The sequence below is a fragment of the Sulfurimonas sp. RIFOXYD2_FULL_34_21 genome (assembly GCF_001830805.1).
Taxonomy (GTDB): Bacteria; Campylobacterota; Campylobacteria; order Campylobacterales; family Sulfurimonadaceae; genus Sulfurimonas.
In genome coordinates, this window is record NZ_MICH01000015.1 from 210800 (window position 1) to 226705 (window position 15906).

Here is a 15906-nt window from a genome sequence, read left to right on the forward strand (position 1 = left end):
AGCAGTGGGACTTTATGCTGAAATCAAAGAAGATTTTTCAAACGCTTATAAAAATGATCCGGCACTAAACTCTAAACTTGATTTTTTATTTAATTATCCGGGAGTTTGGGCTGTTGCTTGGTATAGAGTTGCACATAAACTATATATCTCCAATTTTAAAAGTCTCGCAAGAATAGTAATGGGTTTAACTCAAATACTTACGAACATTGATATACACCCTGGTGCAAAAATCGGTAAAAGAGTATTTATAGACCATGGCACAGGTGTTGTTATAGGGCAGACTGCAATTATAGAGGATGATGTTTTAATATATCAAGGTGTTACCCTTGGCGGAGTTTCATTAACTCAAGGTAAAAGACATCCTACCGTAAAAAAAGGTGCCGTTTTAGGTGCAGGAGCAAAAGTTCTAGGAAATATTACTATTGGTGAGTATGCAAAAATAGGTGCAAATTCCGTTGTTGTAAAAGCTGTTCCAAACAATGCTACTGCTATCGGTATTCCTGCACATGTTATTGAGAAAGGGAGATGTAAAGACCCTCTTATGCACAATATGCTTCCTGATATAAATAAAGAGATGTTTGAATATATGCTCAAGCGTGTCGCAGTACTTGAACACATCTTGGTTGAAGATAATAAACAGCTACTTGAACAAGATTTGGAGCTTGAAAAAATTTATGAATCATTTATTAAAGCGATGAAAAACTAAAATTTTTATACAAAAAATTACATTAAACAGAATTATTTTAGTATAATTCGCCCTATATTTTTAAAAAGGGTTAATTATGCTTACAGATCGCGTAAATACACTATCTGAATCAATTACAATTGCTATTTCGACACTTGCCGGAGAGTTAAAAGCACAAGGTAAAGATATTCTTAGCTTCTCTGCAGGTGAACCTGACTTTGATACACCACAAGTAATCAAAGATGCTGCAATAGCAGCTATAAACGAAGGCTTTACAAAATACACTGCAGTTGATGGTATTCCTGCTCTGAAAGTTGCTATAGCTAATAAATTAAAAAGAGACAACGGCTTAACTTATGCTCCAAATCAAATCATAACAAACAATGGTGCTAAACACTCTTTGTTTAACCTATTTGCAGCGACAATCCAAAAAGGCGATGAAGTAATTATCCCAGCTCCTTACTGGGTTACGTACCCAGAGCTAGTTCTATATTTTGGCGGAACAGTTGTAGAAATAGAGACTAATGACGAGAATTCATTTAAAATTACTCCTGAGCAATTAAAAAATGCACTTACTTCAAAAACAAAAATGATAGTTTTAACTTCTCCTTCAAACCCTACCGGTTCAGTTTATACAAAAGATGAACTAAGTGCATTGGGAAAAGTTTTAGAGGGAACTGACGTTATAGTCGCAAGTGACGAGATGTATGAAAAGCTTATTTATGACGGTAAGTTTACCTCTGCTGCTGCCGTTAGCGATGACATGTATAAAAGAACAATAACCATAAATGGACTTAGCAAATCTGTTGCTATGACCGGTTGGAGATTCGGCTATATGGCTGCTCATAATACTGAGATTATTCAAGCAACCAAAAAACTTCAAAGTCAAAGCACTTCAAACATTAACTCTATAACTCAAAAAGCTGCGATAGTCGGTTTAAACGGCGAGGCAGATACTGATATAGAGATGATGAGAGTTGCATTTAAAGAACGCCGTGATGAGGCTGTAAAGCTTATTAATGCTATTGATGGTCTTAGCGTTTATAAACCTGACGGCGCTTTTTATCTTTTTGTAAATATTAAAAAAATAAGCAACGACTCAATGGAATTTTGTAAACAGCTTTTAGAGAAAAAAGGCGTTGCAGTAGTTCCAGGTGTAGGTTTTGGAAGCGAAGGATACTTTAGATTTAGCTTTGCGACAGATATAGAGAGTATCCGCACGGGCATTAAAAGAATAGAAGAGTTCGTACAAGAGTTAAAGTAAGGACAACCTTACTTTAATTCATTTAAAGCTTGAATAACTTCATCAATATTTTCAAGCGGAATATGAACTTTCCACTCCGGTTCACTCTCATTTCCTACTAAAGATATCCCGATACTAGCTACACTATGAGTACCTTTACCATACGGTTCATCTATTTTAGCTATAGATATAACACCTTTTTTTGTTCCATTTAATGAAATAATTTTTGACATGTAAATCCTTATGTATTATTTATTTGATAAGTCTAGCAATTTTAGCCTGAAGTTTAAGCCATATTTTGTGTTCCATTAAAGGAAATCCTGCAAATGTTAATCCGCTTTGAGTGATGCTCTTTGTAACGCCGCTTCTTGCCGCCATTGTAGTAAACGGAGCAATACTTAGATGTCCTGCAGTAGCACTTTGACCACCCATTACAACATTTCTTCCCATCGTTGTAGAGCCTGAAATTCCGGCTTGTGCAACCAAAACGGAGTGTTCGCCTATCACACAGTTATGACCTACTTGAACAAGGTTGTCAATTCTAACGCCATGTTTTATAAGAGTAGTTCCAAATGCAGCTCTATCAATTGTAGTTGAACTACCGATTTCAACATTATCCTCTATCTCAACATTACCGTTTTGATAAATTTTTCTATGTTCTCCAAGCTTGTTTGTTGCAAAACCAAAACCGTCACTTCCTATAGTAGTATTTGCATGTATGATACAGTTATTTCCAATTTTACAATCCCTATAAACTGTTACGCTTGGATATAAAACAGTATTATCTCCGACAACGGCATTCGTACCTATATATACATGTGCCATAATTGTACAGTTTTTGCCTATCGTAGCGCCCTTCGCTATCTCAGCTTTTAGAGATACAACACTTCCCTCTCCCATTTGCGCTTCAACTAAAGTATTATCTTCAATCGGCGGAGCAAAATATTTAGAAATTGTAGCCATTGCCCAATAAGGGTTATCCACAACTAATGCTATAGACCCATTAGGAACATACTCTTTTGTAGATTTATCGACTATTATTGCACCTGCTTTTGAGCTTTGAATATCTTTTACATATTTAGAACTCGCAACAAAAGAGATCTCATCGTGCTTAGCATCCTTTAAAGTATTTAATCTATTTACTTCAAAACTATCTCGGCTAAATTCACAACCTATTATTTTTGCTATCTCTTTTAAATCCACTTTCAAACTCCTATGCTATCTCTCTAGGGCTACCGCACCGCTTCGTACTATCTCTTTTGGGTTATATTTATTTATAATTTTTAAAAAGTTATCAACTCTTTTTGGCTCATCGGCAACCATAGCAATAAATACATTATCTCCTACATTAACGATTTTGCCATTGTACGCAGCACATAAAGCGGCAATATCACTAATATTTTCAGAGATAGGAAATTTAATCAACGCCATCTCTTTTTCAACTAAATCAGCATGTTCATAAACTCTTAAAACAGGTATAAGCTTATGAAGCTGTTTTGTTATCTGCTCTATAACTCTAATAGAGCCTGATGTTACGATTGTTAGTCTTGAGTATTTGCTATCAGGAATCGGAGCAACCGTAAGCGACGTAATGTTATATCCACGACCCGAAAAAAGGTCAGTTATACGTGACAATACGCTCGCTTCATTTACTACAATAACGGAGATAACTCTTCTTTCGCTAGCTTCCATTACTTCTCCTTCTTCTCTAATAACATCATATTAAACAGTGAACCGCCGGCAGGTACCATAGGCATAACGTTTTCAAGTCTCTCAACAATAACCTCTATAAAAGTAACAACATTTTTCTCAACTGCATCTTTTAATGCCGCATCAAACTCATCTTTTGTGTTTACTCTATAGCCAAGACCGCCAAAAGCTTCTGAAAGTTTTACAAAATCAGGCTGAACGCTCAAGTCTGTTTCGCTATGTCTTTTGTTATAAAAAAGAGTTTGCCACTGTCTAACCATACCTAAAAAATTATTATTCAAAATAATATTGATTACAGGAAGTTTTTTCTCAACTGCCGTCATCAACTCTTGACAATTCATCAAAATTGAGCCGTCTCCCGTAAAGTTTATGCTAATTTTTTCAGGGCATGCCGCTTTTACACCCATAGCTGCAGGAAAACCAAACCCCATTGTTCCGAGTCCGCCAGAGCTTATAAACTGACGAGGACGCGTAAACGGATAAAATTGAGCTGTCCACATCTGATGCTGTCCGACATCGGTTGATATATTTGCACTATCACCCAAAAGTTCGCCTACTCTTTGTATAACCCATTGAGGTTTTAATCTCTCACTGTCTTCGTGATATGTCAAAGGATGAAGTTCATCAAAATTTCTTATCGTCTCTCTCCAAGCCTTATATTTGGTAGGATTAATCATGGATAAGAGTTCAATCATCTCTTTAACAACATTTTTGACATCGCCAACTATCGGATAATCCGCATTTACAAGCTTAGATATACTTGCTGGGTCTATATCTACATGTATAACTCCAGCATTTTTAGCAAATTCAGCTAATTTGCCTGTTACCCTATCATCAAATCTAGCACCAAGACCGATAACTAAATCAGTCTCACTCATAGCCATATTCGCAGCATAACTTCCATGCATACCAAGCATAGATATTAACAACTCATCATCATGCGAGAGTGTTCCTCTAGCCATAAATGTCTCAACGGCAGGAATACCTGTTGCATGGACTAACTCTCTTACTTCATAAGCTGCATTCGAGTTTATAATACCGCCACCTAAATAAAAGATTGGTCTTTTTGCTTTTGATATCGCTTCCATCGCTTTTTTGATTTGACGAGGATTACCTTTTACATGTGGTTTATATGTCTCAAGATTTAACTCTATAGAGTAATCAAACTCTGCTATTTGTGCAGTTACATCCTTTGGAATATCAACATGTACCGGTCCCGGTCTTCCACTTGCTGCTATATAAAAAGCCTCTTTAAGAACTCTTGGCAAATCACTTGCGTCCGTAACAAGATAGTTGTGTTTTGTGCATGAACGACTAATTCCGACTGCATCAATCTCTTGAAACGCATCTGTGCCGATTAGGCTCATAGGAACCTGCCCGCTTATAACAACTAACGGTATTGAATCCATATATGCATCTGCAAGTCCTGTTACGGCATTTGTAAAGCCCGGACCGCTTGTTATCATTGCAACGCCGACTTTTCCGCTTACTTTTGAATAACCCTCGGCAGCATGCACGGCAGCTTGTTCATGTCTAGTAAGTATATGTTTAAAATTAGTTTGCTTATAAATTTCATCATAGACATTCATAATTGCTCCGCCGGGGTAGCCAAACACTGTGTCAACACCCTCTGCAATTAAAGCTTCAATGACCATCTGCGCGCCACTTATCTGCATGAAAAGTCTCCTATTTTAAAAAATTCGCCAATTATATATAAATTGAACTATATTATAAGTTAAAAGTGAATACAACTTTTTAATCTAATATTGAATTAACTATCATGGATGGTTTCCAAACCTCAATAGAGCCTTGAACCTGAGATTCTAAAACTAACTTTGTATTTGGATACTCTTTTACAAATGCAGTAAAAAAAGTTGTTATCTGATCGCTCAAACCATAGTAAAGTATATAATTTTTTATTCCGTTTTCTATAATTTTTTGTTCTGTTTTATTTTTTAGAGCAATATTTAACTGTGTAATATAACACCAAGATACAGCCGTAGCAATAGCCATAAATTTTGATTTTATGTTCATATATTTTAAAAGAGTATTTTTTACACCATCAACACTGGCTTTTGCGGCAAATCTGCTTGCAGTAAGATAATCATTTTCCCACGCTTCTTCAAGTTTCATACCCTCTTGAGAATATTGCAGAGTGTCTGAATCATCTAAAATATTATATGCCGTAGCAATATCCTTCTCTGCCAAAGCGGCGTAAAACTTATGCTGATGTTCCATATCGTCTATAAGTTCTTTAGCTTCATCCTTGAAGTCTTCAAAATCAACTAAAATACGATATATTTTTACGGCAGCGTGCGTGTCTCCTGATTTTTCAAAGTTTTTTGCTTTCATATAGATAGTATCCGAGTAATTAATTAGCGCATTGTACTCCGCAGTCTCTTTTAAAAACGGATGTTTTTTTGCAAGTTCAAATGCCAATTTAAAACTTTTTTGAACTAATGCAGATTTAAATCTATTAAACAGTGCTGAATTGACCATCAAATCTTGAATAATAGCAGTTTTCTCGGCAACACCTCTATATGGAGCAAAAATCTCTTTTATTTTTTCATGATTATTGGAATTTAACATATATTTTTGAGCTATTGAAATACTTTTTTTCCACTGCATTTCCATAGTTTTATATGCTTTTGTCTCTTTAAAAATAGGATTAACGTTTGCTAGCGGATATGCAAGAGCATATCTATTTTGAGTAACTAAAAGTAAAAATTTATCAAATTCTGCATACTGCGCCAATAATTTTTGAATCTGCTGTTTTTTCGATGGAATCTCCATAAAGCCTTCAAAGAGTTTTGTGGTACCTTGTTTGTTCCCGCTTTCAATAAGCTCTTTAGCTTTTTGCAGTGTACTTACCCATAATTCGTCAAAAGACAAATATGCTTTTGTATAAACCAAAAGAGGATTTTTATCTATATATCCCTGTAATAAATGATATTTTTTATAACTAATCATCTCATACATGGCTTTTTCATCTTCAAATATATCATAGATAAGAAGATCCCCATTTTCAGTACCTATCAACAAATGGTTTTTTGCTTCATCAAAATTAAGAGCTGTAACGGTACTCTCTAATTTTATATATTTCATTGAAATTTGCTCATATGTTTTCAAATCATAAACTAAAATATAACCGAGTTTTGTTCCTAAAAATAAAAATGATTCATCACATCCCACCGCTATTGCCGTAACATCATCATGTATGCCGTTTAATCTTGCTACTATTTTTGAGCTAATAATATCCCAAACTATTGCACTGCTCTTTTTATCTATACTTATTAATCTATTTTTGCTTAAAAATTGTAATTTTACGACAGGTGCAGAGTGAGCCTTTAGCCTATCTTTTGGTGTCATAGTTATTAAATTGAAAATAGCTATGTTTTTATCATAACTAGCAGTTGCAACCCACTGTCCGCTTTTACTAAAAGCTATATCGTTTATAGTATCTATATGTCTAGGAAGCGTAAAAGCCAACTGCCCACTTTTAATATCTACTCCAAACGTAATCCCGTCGTCTCCACCGGAGAACATGTACTTTGTTTTTGGGTCAATAGCGACACATGAAACTTCGCCTTGATGTCTATTTACCATACCGATTAATTTTTTTGTCTTTGTATCATATAGTTTAGACTCTCTTGCTCCCGTACTTATAAGAGCAAGATAATCTGCATCCGGACTGAGATATACTACATTGTTAACATATCTTTCATGAACGGCATTAGCTTTTAATTGATTTTTTATTTCAAGTGTTTCATAGTCCAAATACCTTATGGTTGTAGCAGAATCACTTACTAGCAGGTAATTATCGCCTAATATTTTTATATCTATTACTGCTTTTTCAAACTTACTATTTTTTATATAATCCATTTTCTAATCTCTTATGTAATTTTCTTCTTTCAACACTTTGTAAATCATCTGTTGATGCTCTTCGCCCTTTGTCTCCACATGTACAGTTACATTAGCATCGCCGTAGTCAAGCGATATAGATGTTCTGTCATAGGCAATATGTACAATATTTGCATTTAACTCTTGAAGTATCTGCGTAAATCGCATAAGTGAACCGGGCTTATCAATAAGTGTAACCGTTAGTTTCATTTTTCTGCCTGATTTTAACAAACCTTTTTCTATGATAACAGAAAGAAGCGTCACATCCATATTTCCGCCGCTTAAAACAACTGCTACTTTTTTACCTTTTAAATGCTCAAGTTTATTGTGCAAAAGTGCAGCGACACCGACTGCTCCGGCACCTTCAACAACAAGTTTTTGTTTCTCTAGTAAAAACAATATAGCACTGGCTATCTCTTCGTCGTCCACGCTTATAAATCTGTCAACACTCTCTAACATGTAGTTTAATGTTATAGTAGATGTATCGCGAACTGCTATCCCATCTGCAATTGTTCTTACGCTTAAACTATCGACTGCCGTTTTAAGCTCAAATGAATTTTTAAGCGCAGGAGCACCTTTAGCACTAACTCCAATAACTTCTATTTTAGAGTTTATGCTCTTAAATGCTGCCGCCATGCCTGATATAAGTCCACCCCCGCCAACTGGAATAATAACAGCATCAAAATTATCACATCTATCTAAGATATCTAAAGCCAGAGTACCTTGTCCTGCTATAACATCGGCATCTTCAAAAGGGTGTACAAATGTTAGTGAGTTTTTTTCGCCATGCTTTATAGCGTAAGCATAAGCTTCATCGTAATTTGTTCCATGTAAAATAACCTCTGCACCATATTTTTTTACGCCGTTTACTTTTGTCAGAGGTGTTGATTCAGGCATAACTATAACTGCCTTTATACCGAATTTTGAAGCTGAAAGAGCAACGCCCTGCGCGTGATTTCCTGCACTTGCTGCCACGACTCCGCATGTTTTTTGTTCATCGCTTAGCAGAGCTATTTTGTTATACGCACCTCTAATTTTAAATGCACCTGTAACCTGAAGATTCTCTTTTTTAAGATAGACCTCACATCCGGAACTTTCACTTAAATGCGGTGCATAAGAGAGGGGCGTATCTACTACTACATCTTTTATTCGCTCTTTTGCCTCATAAATTTTTTTTACATCAAACAAATAAAACTCCTAGCGTAAAGTGCGATGTTCTACCATCGTACACTTATTTTGAACAACTCTCATTCCATGTTCTTTGGCTTTTGCCGCGGCTTCATTATTTACAATCTCTTTTTGTGCCCAAAAAACTTTTACATCGCCGCGTTTTATACAATCATCGGCAACATTATTAAGCTCTTTTGGTTTTCTAAAAATATCTACCATATCAACTTCAAAAGGGACTTCTAAAAGTGAGCGATAAACTTTTTCTCCAAGGATTGTATCCTCTTTGGGATAGATAGGAACTATTTTAAAACCCTGCTGTTGCAGATACGCTGCCACTCTGTGACTAGCTTTGCTATCATCCGGAGAAAGCCCTATAACAGCTATTGTTTTTACACTATCAAAAATCTCTTTTATCTCTTGTTCATTAGAATTAATCGCAGGAAACTCACATTCCATAAAAATCCCTTGTTTTTTTATTAAATTTAGTAATTATATCCAACTTATCTATGAATTAAAAAATATATGTAAAATTGTTGTATAGTTACAATCACAGAATTTAGATAAAGAAGAGAAAACAAATTGAGAAATCAGCCTAAATATAATTTTTTTAAAAATACAAGTTATGCATTGAAAGGATTGATAGATTTAATTCAAAATGAGACATCTTTTAAGATTGAATTAATTATAGCGATTGTGTTACTACCTGTTATTTTAGTTATTGATGCAACAATTGTTTATAAAGTTTTAATGTTTATATCATTGATGGGGATGCTAATAGCAGAAGCTATTAACAGCGCTATAGAGAGAGTGGTTGATTTGGTTACGCTGGAGCATCATCATATGGCAGGTCGTGCAAAGGATGTAGGAAGTACTGTAGTCTTTTTGAGTATTTTTGTGTTTGTTATAACATGGGCAGTAATTTTACTAGATATTTTTAGTAAAAATTAAAGTGCAAGTTTCTCCTGCCCTATACGATAAAGTGCAAAATCATATTTCAAAGGGTCATTTTTATCAAACTCTTTGAGTTTAGATGTAAGCTCTATAGCCGCTTCTAAATCATAGCTCTTTCTGTTTAAAAGCCCCAGTTTTTTTGAAACATTGAAAGTGTGAGTATCAAGAGGAATTATCAAATCCGCTTTATCGACTCCGCTCCACAAACCCATGTCTATGTTGTCCTCTCTTACCATCCAACGCAGATACATCATCCACCTCTTTAACGCCCCTGCTCCCTTTGTTTTTGTAGTGATTTGAGAGATTAAAAAGTTATACCCCATACTTGAGTATGGATTGAGTACATGTAGCGTTTTTATCAGCTCATTAATCCCCTCAATTACATTTGCATTTTTAAGATACCCCTTTTTAAAAACTTCCTCTATAGTTGTTTTTTCGCCTAAGCGTTTTAGTGCTATAAAAAGAGCTATAACATCTTCGCTTTTTTGAAATCTGTAGTAGTGATTTTTCAAACCTTCTTGTATCTCATCGTCACTTTTTTTAAGAAGTGAAAAATCAAGAGAGTTTAAAAATTTTACAATCTGTTTTACGTTTCCATAAGCAAAAAAAGCGCAAATCAGCGAGACAGTCTCATCTTTATAGCGATGCGCAACCATAATAGGGTCTAAACGCTCTTCGCAAACTTCACCTTCACAGTTGCGTTTAGCAACCTCTGCGTCTAGTTTATCTTTAATGTAAATGATAGAGTTTTTTTCGCTCACTTGAACCTGCTATATTTAATTGTTTTCGGTATTTTGCAATTGTTCTTCTAACCATTTGGACTTTAAATTTTTCTTGAATAAGTTCCAAAAGTTTCATATCGCTTAATGGTTTTTTTCTATTTTCCTGCTTAATGACACCGACTAAAAACTCTTTTATAGCCGCATTTGAAACATCTTCATCTATTGCCGTAGTAAAAAATTCTTTCATTGCATATATACCTCTGTTGCAGGCTATATACTTATTGGCTATTGCTCTTGAAATGGTAGATGGATTATGTCCAAACTCATCTGCTAATGTCTTTAGAGTAAGCGGCATTATTGCGCCGCCCGTAAAAAATTCATACTGATACTCGACTATCATAAGCCCGACTTTATAGAGAGTAGCTTTTCTCATATCAAGCGCATCAACCAAACTTTTTGCCTCTTTTATCTTTTGTGATACAAACTCATGCTCAACCCCATAATTCATATCAATATTTATTGTAGGATAATAGGCGTCATTTAATTTTACCTCTATTGAATTATCATCATTAAAATATATCATCAAATCAGGAATAATTTGTGACGACTCTTCAAGATACTCGATTGCGGGAGGATTTTTAAACGTTCCTAAAACACGCATAACTTCTTGAAAATTTTTTTCATTTGAGTAAGCATAGATATTCTCTATATCTTCTATAACTTTAACGGCCAGAGAGTATGCCTCATCACTTATATCAGAGTAATCCAACTGAAATATAAACGACTCGGCTAGATTCTTTGCGGCAATTCCGACAGGTTCTACATGTGCAAATCTTTTTCGGACTTTTTCAAATTCATATTCATTAATATTATTATCTTTGCAAAACGCTTCGCTGTTGCCTTCATAGTATCCGTTTTCATCAAGATTAGCAACAACAAAAGAGGCTATTTTTTGTGAGAGCGGTGTAGGAAACAAAGGCGCTTCTATCTGTTCGTCAAGTACATCGTATAAAGAGCGATTTGCTATTGTCAGTGCTTCTATTTGCTCTGTTCTTGTATTGCTTACCGAGCTGCTTATAATTTTTTTTGGTATTTTACTCTCAAAACTCTCTTCATACCCGGAGACTACTTCTATCACGGGGTTAGCTTCGACAAAAGGAGACATTGCCTCGCCCAAATCACTTAAACTAGAGTGTAATATCGGCAGCCAATTACGCAGAGTATTTGAGAGTTTATGCTTATTTTCTACGCTTTGCGTCTGTTTAAGTGCTGCCATTTTTTTAAGCTTCCTAAAGCTTAAACTCCTCGCCTAGATAGTGGGTACGTACATCAGGATTTTTACCGATTTCTTCGCTTGTACCGCTTGCTAGAAGTGAGCCTGCTTTTATAACGTAAGCCCTATCGCATACATCTAAAGTTTCACGCACGTTATGGTCTGTTATTAGAACTCCTATCCCGTATGAAACAAGTTGTTTTATGACTGTTTGAATATCCATGACGGCAATCGGGTCAACCCCTGCAAACGGTTCGTCAAGAAGCAGAAATTTCGGCTTATTTACAAGTGCACGGGCAATTTCGACACGGCGTCTCTCTCCGCCGCTAAGACTTATTCCTTTACGATAACGAATCGGCTCGATATTAAACATGTCAAGAAGCTCTAAAATTCTCTCTTCTTGAGCTTTTTTATCTTTTATCTTTACTTCTGCGGCAATTAAAAGATTCTCTTCTACGCTTAAATCCTTAAAAATAGAGGCTTCCTGAGGAAGATAGCCTATACCTTTTAAAGCTCTCTGATGAAGAGGCATTCCTGAGAGATTTTTATCATCAAAAAACACCTCTCCGCTACTTGACTCAACAAGTCCGCATATCATGTAAAACGTAGTGGTCTTACCGGCTCCGTTTGGTCCAAGGAGCCCTACAACCTCGCCGCTTCTTACCTCAAGACTCATACCTTTTACTATCTCTAAATCTTTTATTTTTTTCTTTAAATCTACCGCTTTTAATATATGCATATTTTGTACTCTCTTTTATCATCGGAAATTTTTTCTATATCTATCGTCATTGTCTTTATATCTGCAGAATTTAATATTTTAACGAGTTCATCATTTCCCCACTCCACAAAATGAAGTCCGTCTCTCTCTAGCTCTTCTAACATACCAAGAGAGATAAAATGCTCAAGCCCGTGATTGTACATGTCATAATGAAATATTTTATCCCCATAGCACTGCTGAAGTGAAAAAGTCGGCGAAGTCACTTCATCTTCAATACCTAAGTATTTAACCATTCTTTTTACAAAAGTAGTTTTTCCTGCTGCCAAATCTCCACGTAAAATTATCACTCCATTTGTAAAATTTTGTGTAATATATTCAACAATAGTATCGATTTCATCTAATTTAAGTAGATATTTTTTCATAATTTATTCGATATTTCAATAATATTTTCTAGTTTTTCTTTGGCTTTTCTAATTTTTATGGCTTCTCGTGCCATTTCAAGCCCATCTTGGATATCACGAGCCAATCCATCAACCATTAAAGCACAAGCCGTATTTATAAGTACAATATCTCTTTGAGCATCTGTTGATTTTTCATCAAAAATATTGTATAAAATTTTTGCATTAGCTTTTGCGTCTCCTCCGATTATTGCAGATAGAGGAGCTTTTTTTATACCGTACATTTGAGGATCAATTATAAACCCATTAACCACTCCGCCTTTTAACTGTGACGCATAAGTAATATCGCTTAGACTGATTTCATCCATTCCTTCAGACGAACTTACAACCATAGCCGAAGTCGCACCGTTTATCTGAAGAGCTTTCGCCATCTTAGGAACAAATGATTTATTAAATACGCCAAGAAGAGATTTTTTTGCACCTGCGGGATTTGTAAGCGGTCCCAATATATTAAAGATGGTCTTATCAGGTATTGTTTTTCTAACAGGCATTATAAATTTCATGGCAGGATGATGATTTGCGGCAAACATAAAAGTAAAACCTGTCTCTTCGAGCAGTTTTGCACTGTTTTGGATGCTTAAATCAAGTCTGACTCCAAGTTCTTCAAACATATCTGCGCTGCCTGACTTTGATGTAACCGAGCGGCTACCATGTTTTGCAACCATACTTCCACATGATGCGACAAGTATTGCAACCGTAGAAGAGATATTAAAACTTCCTATCTTATCTCCGCCCGTACCTACTATATCAACTACTCTATGACGTAAATCATCGGATATAGGCAGAGGAATTGCGAATGAGCGCATAACCTCTGCGGCAGCGGCAATTACTTCAATTTTAGTACTCTCATCAAGCTTTAGACTAAGCAAAAATTCTCTCATTTGCTCATCGCTCATCTCATGGTTAAAGAGTGAGGTAAATAATTTTTTCGCCTCTTCATAACTCATGAAATCTCCTTTATATACTCATTTTGGAGACTTTTTGGTGTTGATTTTGTTTGAGGAATCTGCAAAATTTGATACTTTTTTGTAGAGTTTAAATAGTTTATAGTTATTACGTCACCTATTGCAATATTTTTACTGGCTTTTGCAACTACACCGTTTATTAACACTACCCCGCTTTCTATCATATCTTGAGATATTGAGCGTCTTTTCGTAATATTTACCGAATTTAAAAATTTATCTATTCTCATAAATGCCTACAATATAATATTTTTTATATTGTAGAGTATTGAAACTGAAAAGAATGTAAGAATTGGAACAATTTTTGCATTGTTTTTTATTATGAAGCAAACCCACTTTTGAAACAATCTTTTTCGACTACTATTCTTTTTTGCTTCTCTTTTCTTTTTGTGTCTTTTTCGACAAAGATTTTCTTTCTTGTTTTTGGGTCTAGTTCCGTATAGTACATAACTGCCGAGTAAGTTCCGGGTGTCGGAGTAAAGACTTGAGCTTGTTCCGGATTCATCTTTAACTCTTCTGTCGTAAAGCGTTTTAGCTCATGCATATCTTTTTCTTCACATCCCGGATGTGCGGCAATTAGATAATATGTCAAAAACTGATTTTTACCCTCTTCTTTGTTTAACTGATCATACATCTTTTTAAAGTCAACCAAAGTCTCTTTGCCCGGTTTTCCCATAAGTGATAGTACATGTTGTTGCGTGTGTTCGGGAGCAACTTTTAGCTGTCCCGATATATGGTGCTTTACCATCTCTTTTAGATAAGAGTAACCATGTTTTTTATCCGCCGTTATCAAGTCGTATCTTACCCCTGAAGCGATAAAGGCTTTTCTTACACCTTCAACCTCTCTTATCTTTCTAAGAAGATTTAGGTTTCTGCCGTGATCTACATGCATAACTTTGCAAAGTCTATCTGCATCTACGCATCTTATATCGTCACATGTACCTTTTTTAAGTTTTTTTCCGCACTCATAACCGTACATGTTGGCAGTCGGTCCGCCGACATCCGAGATGATTCCTTTATAATCTCTGTATTTGTTAAACTCTTTTGCCTCTTGTAAAATATTGCCCTCTGTGCGAGTTCTGATAGTTCTGCCTTGATGAACTCCAATGGCACAAAAGTTACACTCTCCCCAGCATCCGTGATGTGTCATTATGGAAAACTTTATAGTCTCTAAACATTTTACCTTTCCAAACTGCGCATAATACGGATGAAGTTCTCTTGTAAAAGGAAGATTTGAGTTTGCATCCATTTCACTCTCATCAAGATAGTCACATGGTGGGTTTTGGATTAAAAATCTACTATCTACCGCTTGGCAAAGTCCTTTTGCGGTAATCGGGTCGTTATTATCGTAAAAATCATCAAATAGGTCTATATACTTCTCTTTGTTTTCTAAACACTCTTGATGTGAAGGAAGCTGTATATACTCATACTTTGGCTCTTTTGATATGTATGCCACGCCTCTTATATCGGTATAGTCTCTTCCCTCATCCAACGCGCGGGTAACTTGTTCTAGTGCTATTTCGCCCATTCCGTAAATAAGGATGTCTGCTTTTGCATCAAAAAGTATCGGTTTTTTAAGCTTATCTACCCAATAGTCATAATGAGTTACTCTTCTAAGACTTGCTTCAATACCGCCTAAAACAAGCGGAACGGTACCCTTGAAATATCTTCTAATTAGATTACAGTAAACACTAAGTGCACGGTCGGGTCTTTTATCATTTTTACCGCCCGGAGTATAATCATCCGTATTTCTAAATCTTTTTGTCGCGGTATAGTTTGAAACCATACTATCAACACTTCCGCCGCTTACTCCCCAATATAAACGCGGTTCGCCTAGTCTTGTAATGTCTATATCGCTGTTAATGTCAGGTTGACCTATCATACCCACTCGATAACCCATTCGCTCAAGCATCCGTCCGACCATGGCAACGCCTATAAAAGGGGAATCTATGTATGCATCTCCGCTAACTAAAATAACATCGCACCTATCCCATCCCCTAGCATCCATCTCCTCTTTTGTAGTAGGAAGAAAGTCTTTTGCCGTAAATGAAACCGTATCTTTTTTTGGTACTTGCGCCTTACTTCTTCTACTCAAAATTCAACCTTTTAATGAA

The 15906-nt window shown here is 35.7% G+C and carries 17 protein-coding genes; 3 read left to right on the forward strand and 14 right to left on the reverse strand.

All coding sequences use genetic code 11. From position 1 onward, the window contains the following. Positions 1–4: 4 nt before the first annotated feature. The gene (gene cysE, locus A2530_RS11150; RefSeq protein ID WP_294885304.1) at positions 5–706 is read left to right on the forward strand and encodes a serine O-acetyltransferase; all 702 of its coding nucleotides are present in this window, start codon (positions 5–7) and stop codon (positions 704–706) included. Between the two features lie 76 nt (positions 707–782). Then, positions 783–1949: a pyridoxal phosphate-dependent aminotransferase gene (locus tag A2530_RS11155; protein WP_294885303.1), complete on the forward strand. Its 1167-nt coding sequence runs from the start codon at positions 783–785 to the stop codon at positions 1947–1949. An 8-nt stretch (positions 1950–1957) separates the two neighbouring features. On the opposite strand, the gene A2530_RS11160 is transcribed toward A2530_RS11155, so the two are convergent. The 7 genes from A2530_RS11160 to A2530_RS11190 form a co-directional block, all read right to left on the reverse strand. Continuing rightward, positions 1958–2161, reverse strand: coding sequence for a hypothetical protein (locus A2530_RS11160; protein ID WP_294885302.1), 204 nt, complete (start codon positions 2159–2161; stop codon positions 1958–1960). A 19-nt stretch (positions 2162–2180) separates the two neighbouring features. Next, complete coding sequence (gene lpxD / locus A2530_RS11165; protein WP_294885301.1) at positions 2181–3131, reverse strand: UDP-3-O-(3-hydroxymyristoyl)glucosamine N-acyltransferase; 951 nt, start codon at positions 3129–3131, stop codon at positions 2181–2183. A 15-nt stretch (positions 3132–3146) separates the two neighbouring features. Then, positions 3147–3620, reverse strand: coding sequence for an acetolactate synthase small subunit (ilvN, locus tag A2530_RS11170; RefSeq protein ID WP_294885300.1), 474 nt, complete (start codon positions 3618–3620; stop codon positions 3147–3149). Further along, complete coding sequence (locus tag A2530_RS11175) at positions 3620–5314, reverse strand: acetolactate synthase large subunit (protein ID WP_294885299.1); 1695 nt, start codon at positions 5312–5314, stop codon at positions 3620–3622. The genes ilvN and A2530_RS11175 overlap by 1 nt, the downstream gene beginning before the upstream one ends. 79 nt (positions 5315–5393) lie before the next feature. After that, positions 5394–7520, reverse strand: coding sequence for a hypothetical protein (locus A2530_RS11180; RefSeq protein ID WP_294885298.1), 2127 nt, complete (start codon positions 7518–7520; stop codon positions 5394–5396). A gap of 3 nt (positions 7521–7523) precedes the next feature. After that, positions 7524–8726, reverse strand: a complete 1203-nt coding sequence (gene ilvA, locus A2530_RS11185; RefSeq protein WP_294885297.1) for a threonine ammonia-lyase — start codon at positions 8724–8726, stop codon at positions 7524–7526. Positions 8727–8735: 9 nt separating this feature from the next. Then, entirely contained in the window at positions 8736–9164 is a 429-nt protein-coding gene (locus A2530_RS11190; protein WP_294885296.1) for a CoA-binding protein, read from the reverse strand. A 123-nt stretch (positions 9165–9287) separates the two neighbouring features. On the opposite strand from A2530_RS11190, the gene A2530_RS11195 reads away from it, so the two are divergent. Next, on the forward strand, positions 9288–9656 hold the full coding sequence (locus A2530_RS11195; RefSeq protein ID WP_294885295.1) for a diacylglycerol kinase: 369 nt from the start codon (positions 9288–9290) through the stop codon (positions 9654–9656). Here the strand turns inward: A2530_RS11195 and A2530_RS11200 are convergent. The 7 genes from A2530_RS11200 to A2530_RS11230 form a co-directional block, all read right to left on the reverse strand. Then, complete coding sequence (locus A2530_RS11200; protein ID WP_294885294.1) at positions 9653–10420, reverse strand: TIGR02757 family protein; 768 nt, start codon at positions 10418–10420, stop codon at positions 9653–9655. The genes A2530_RS11195 and A2530_RS11200 overlap by 4 nt on opposite strands. Further along, the gene (locus tag A2530_RS11205) at positions 10389–11657 is read right to left on the reverse strand and encodes an RNA polymerase factor sigma-54 (protein WP_294885293.1); all 1269 of its coding nucleotides are present in this window, start codon (positions 11655–11657) and stop codon (positions 10389–10391) included. The genes A2530_RS11200 and A2530_RS11205 overlap by 32 nt, the downstream gene beginning before the upstream one ends. A gap of 13 nt (positions 11658–11670) precedes the next feature. Further along, entirely contained in the window at positions 11671–12393 is a 723-nt protein-coding gene (gene lptB, locus A2530_RS11210; protein WP_294885292.1) for an LPS export ABC transporter ATP-binding protein, read from the reverse strand. After that, positions 12381–12794: a tRNA (adenosine(37)-N6)-threonylcarbamoyltransferase complex ATPase subunit type 1 TsaE gene (gene tsaE, locus A2530_RS11215; protein ID WP_294885291.1), complete on the reverse strand. Its 414-nt coding sequence runs from the start codon at positions 12792–12794 to the stop codon at positions 12381–12383. Before tsaE ends, lptB begins: the two co-directional genes overlap by 13 nt. Further along, entirely contained in the window at positions 12791–13777 is a 987-nt protein-coding gene (gene trpD, locus A2530_RS11220; RefSeq protein WP_294885290.1) for an anthranilate phosphoribosyltransferase, read from the reverse strand. The genes tsaE and trpD overlap by 4 nt, the downstream gene beginning before the upstream one ends. Continuing rightward, positions 13774–14022, reverse strand: coding sequence for an RNA-binding S4 domain-containing protein (locus A2530_RS11225; protein WP_294885289.1), 249 nt, complete (start codon positions 14020–14022; stop codon positions 13774–13776). Before A2530_RS11225 ends, trpD begins: the two co-directional genes overlap by 4 nt. A gap of 89 nt (positions 14023–14111) precedes the next feature. Continuing rightward, complete coding sequence (locus A2530_RS11230) at positions 14112–15887, reverse strand: YgiQ family radical SAM protein (RefSeq protein ID WP_294885288.1); 1776 nt, start codon at positions 15885–15887, stop codon at positions 14112–14114. Between the last annotated feature and the right edge of the window lie 19 nt (positions 15888–15906).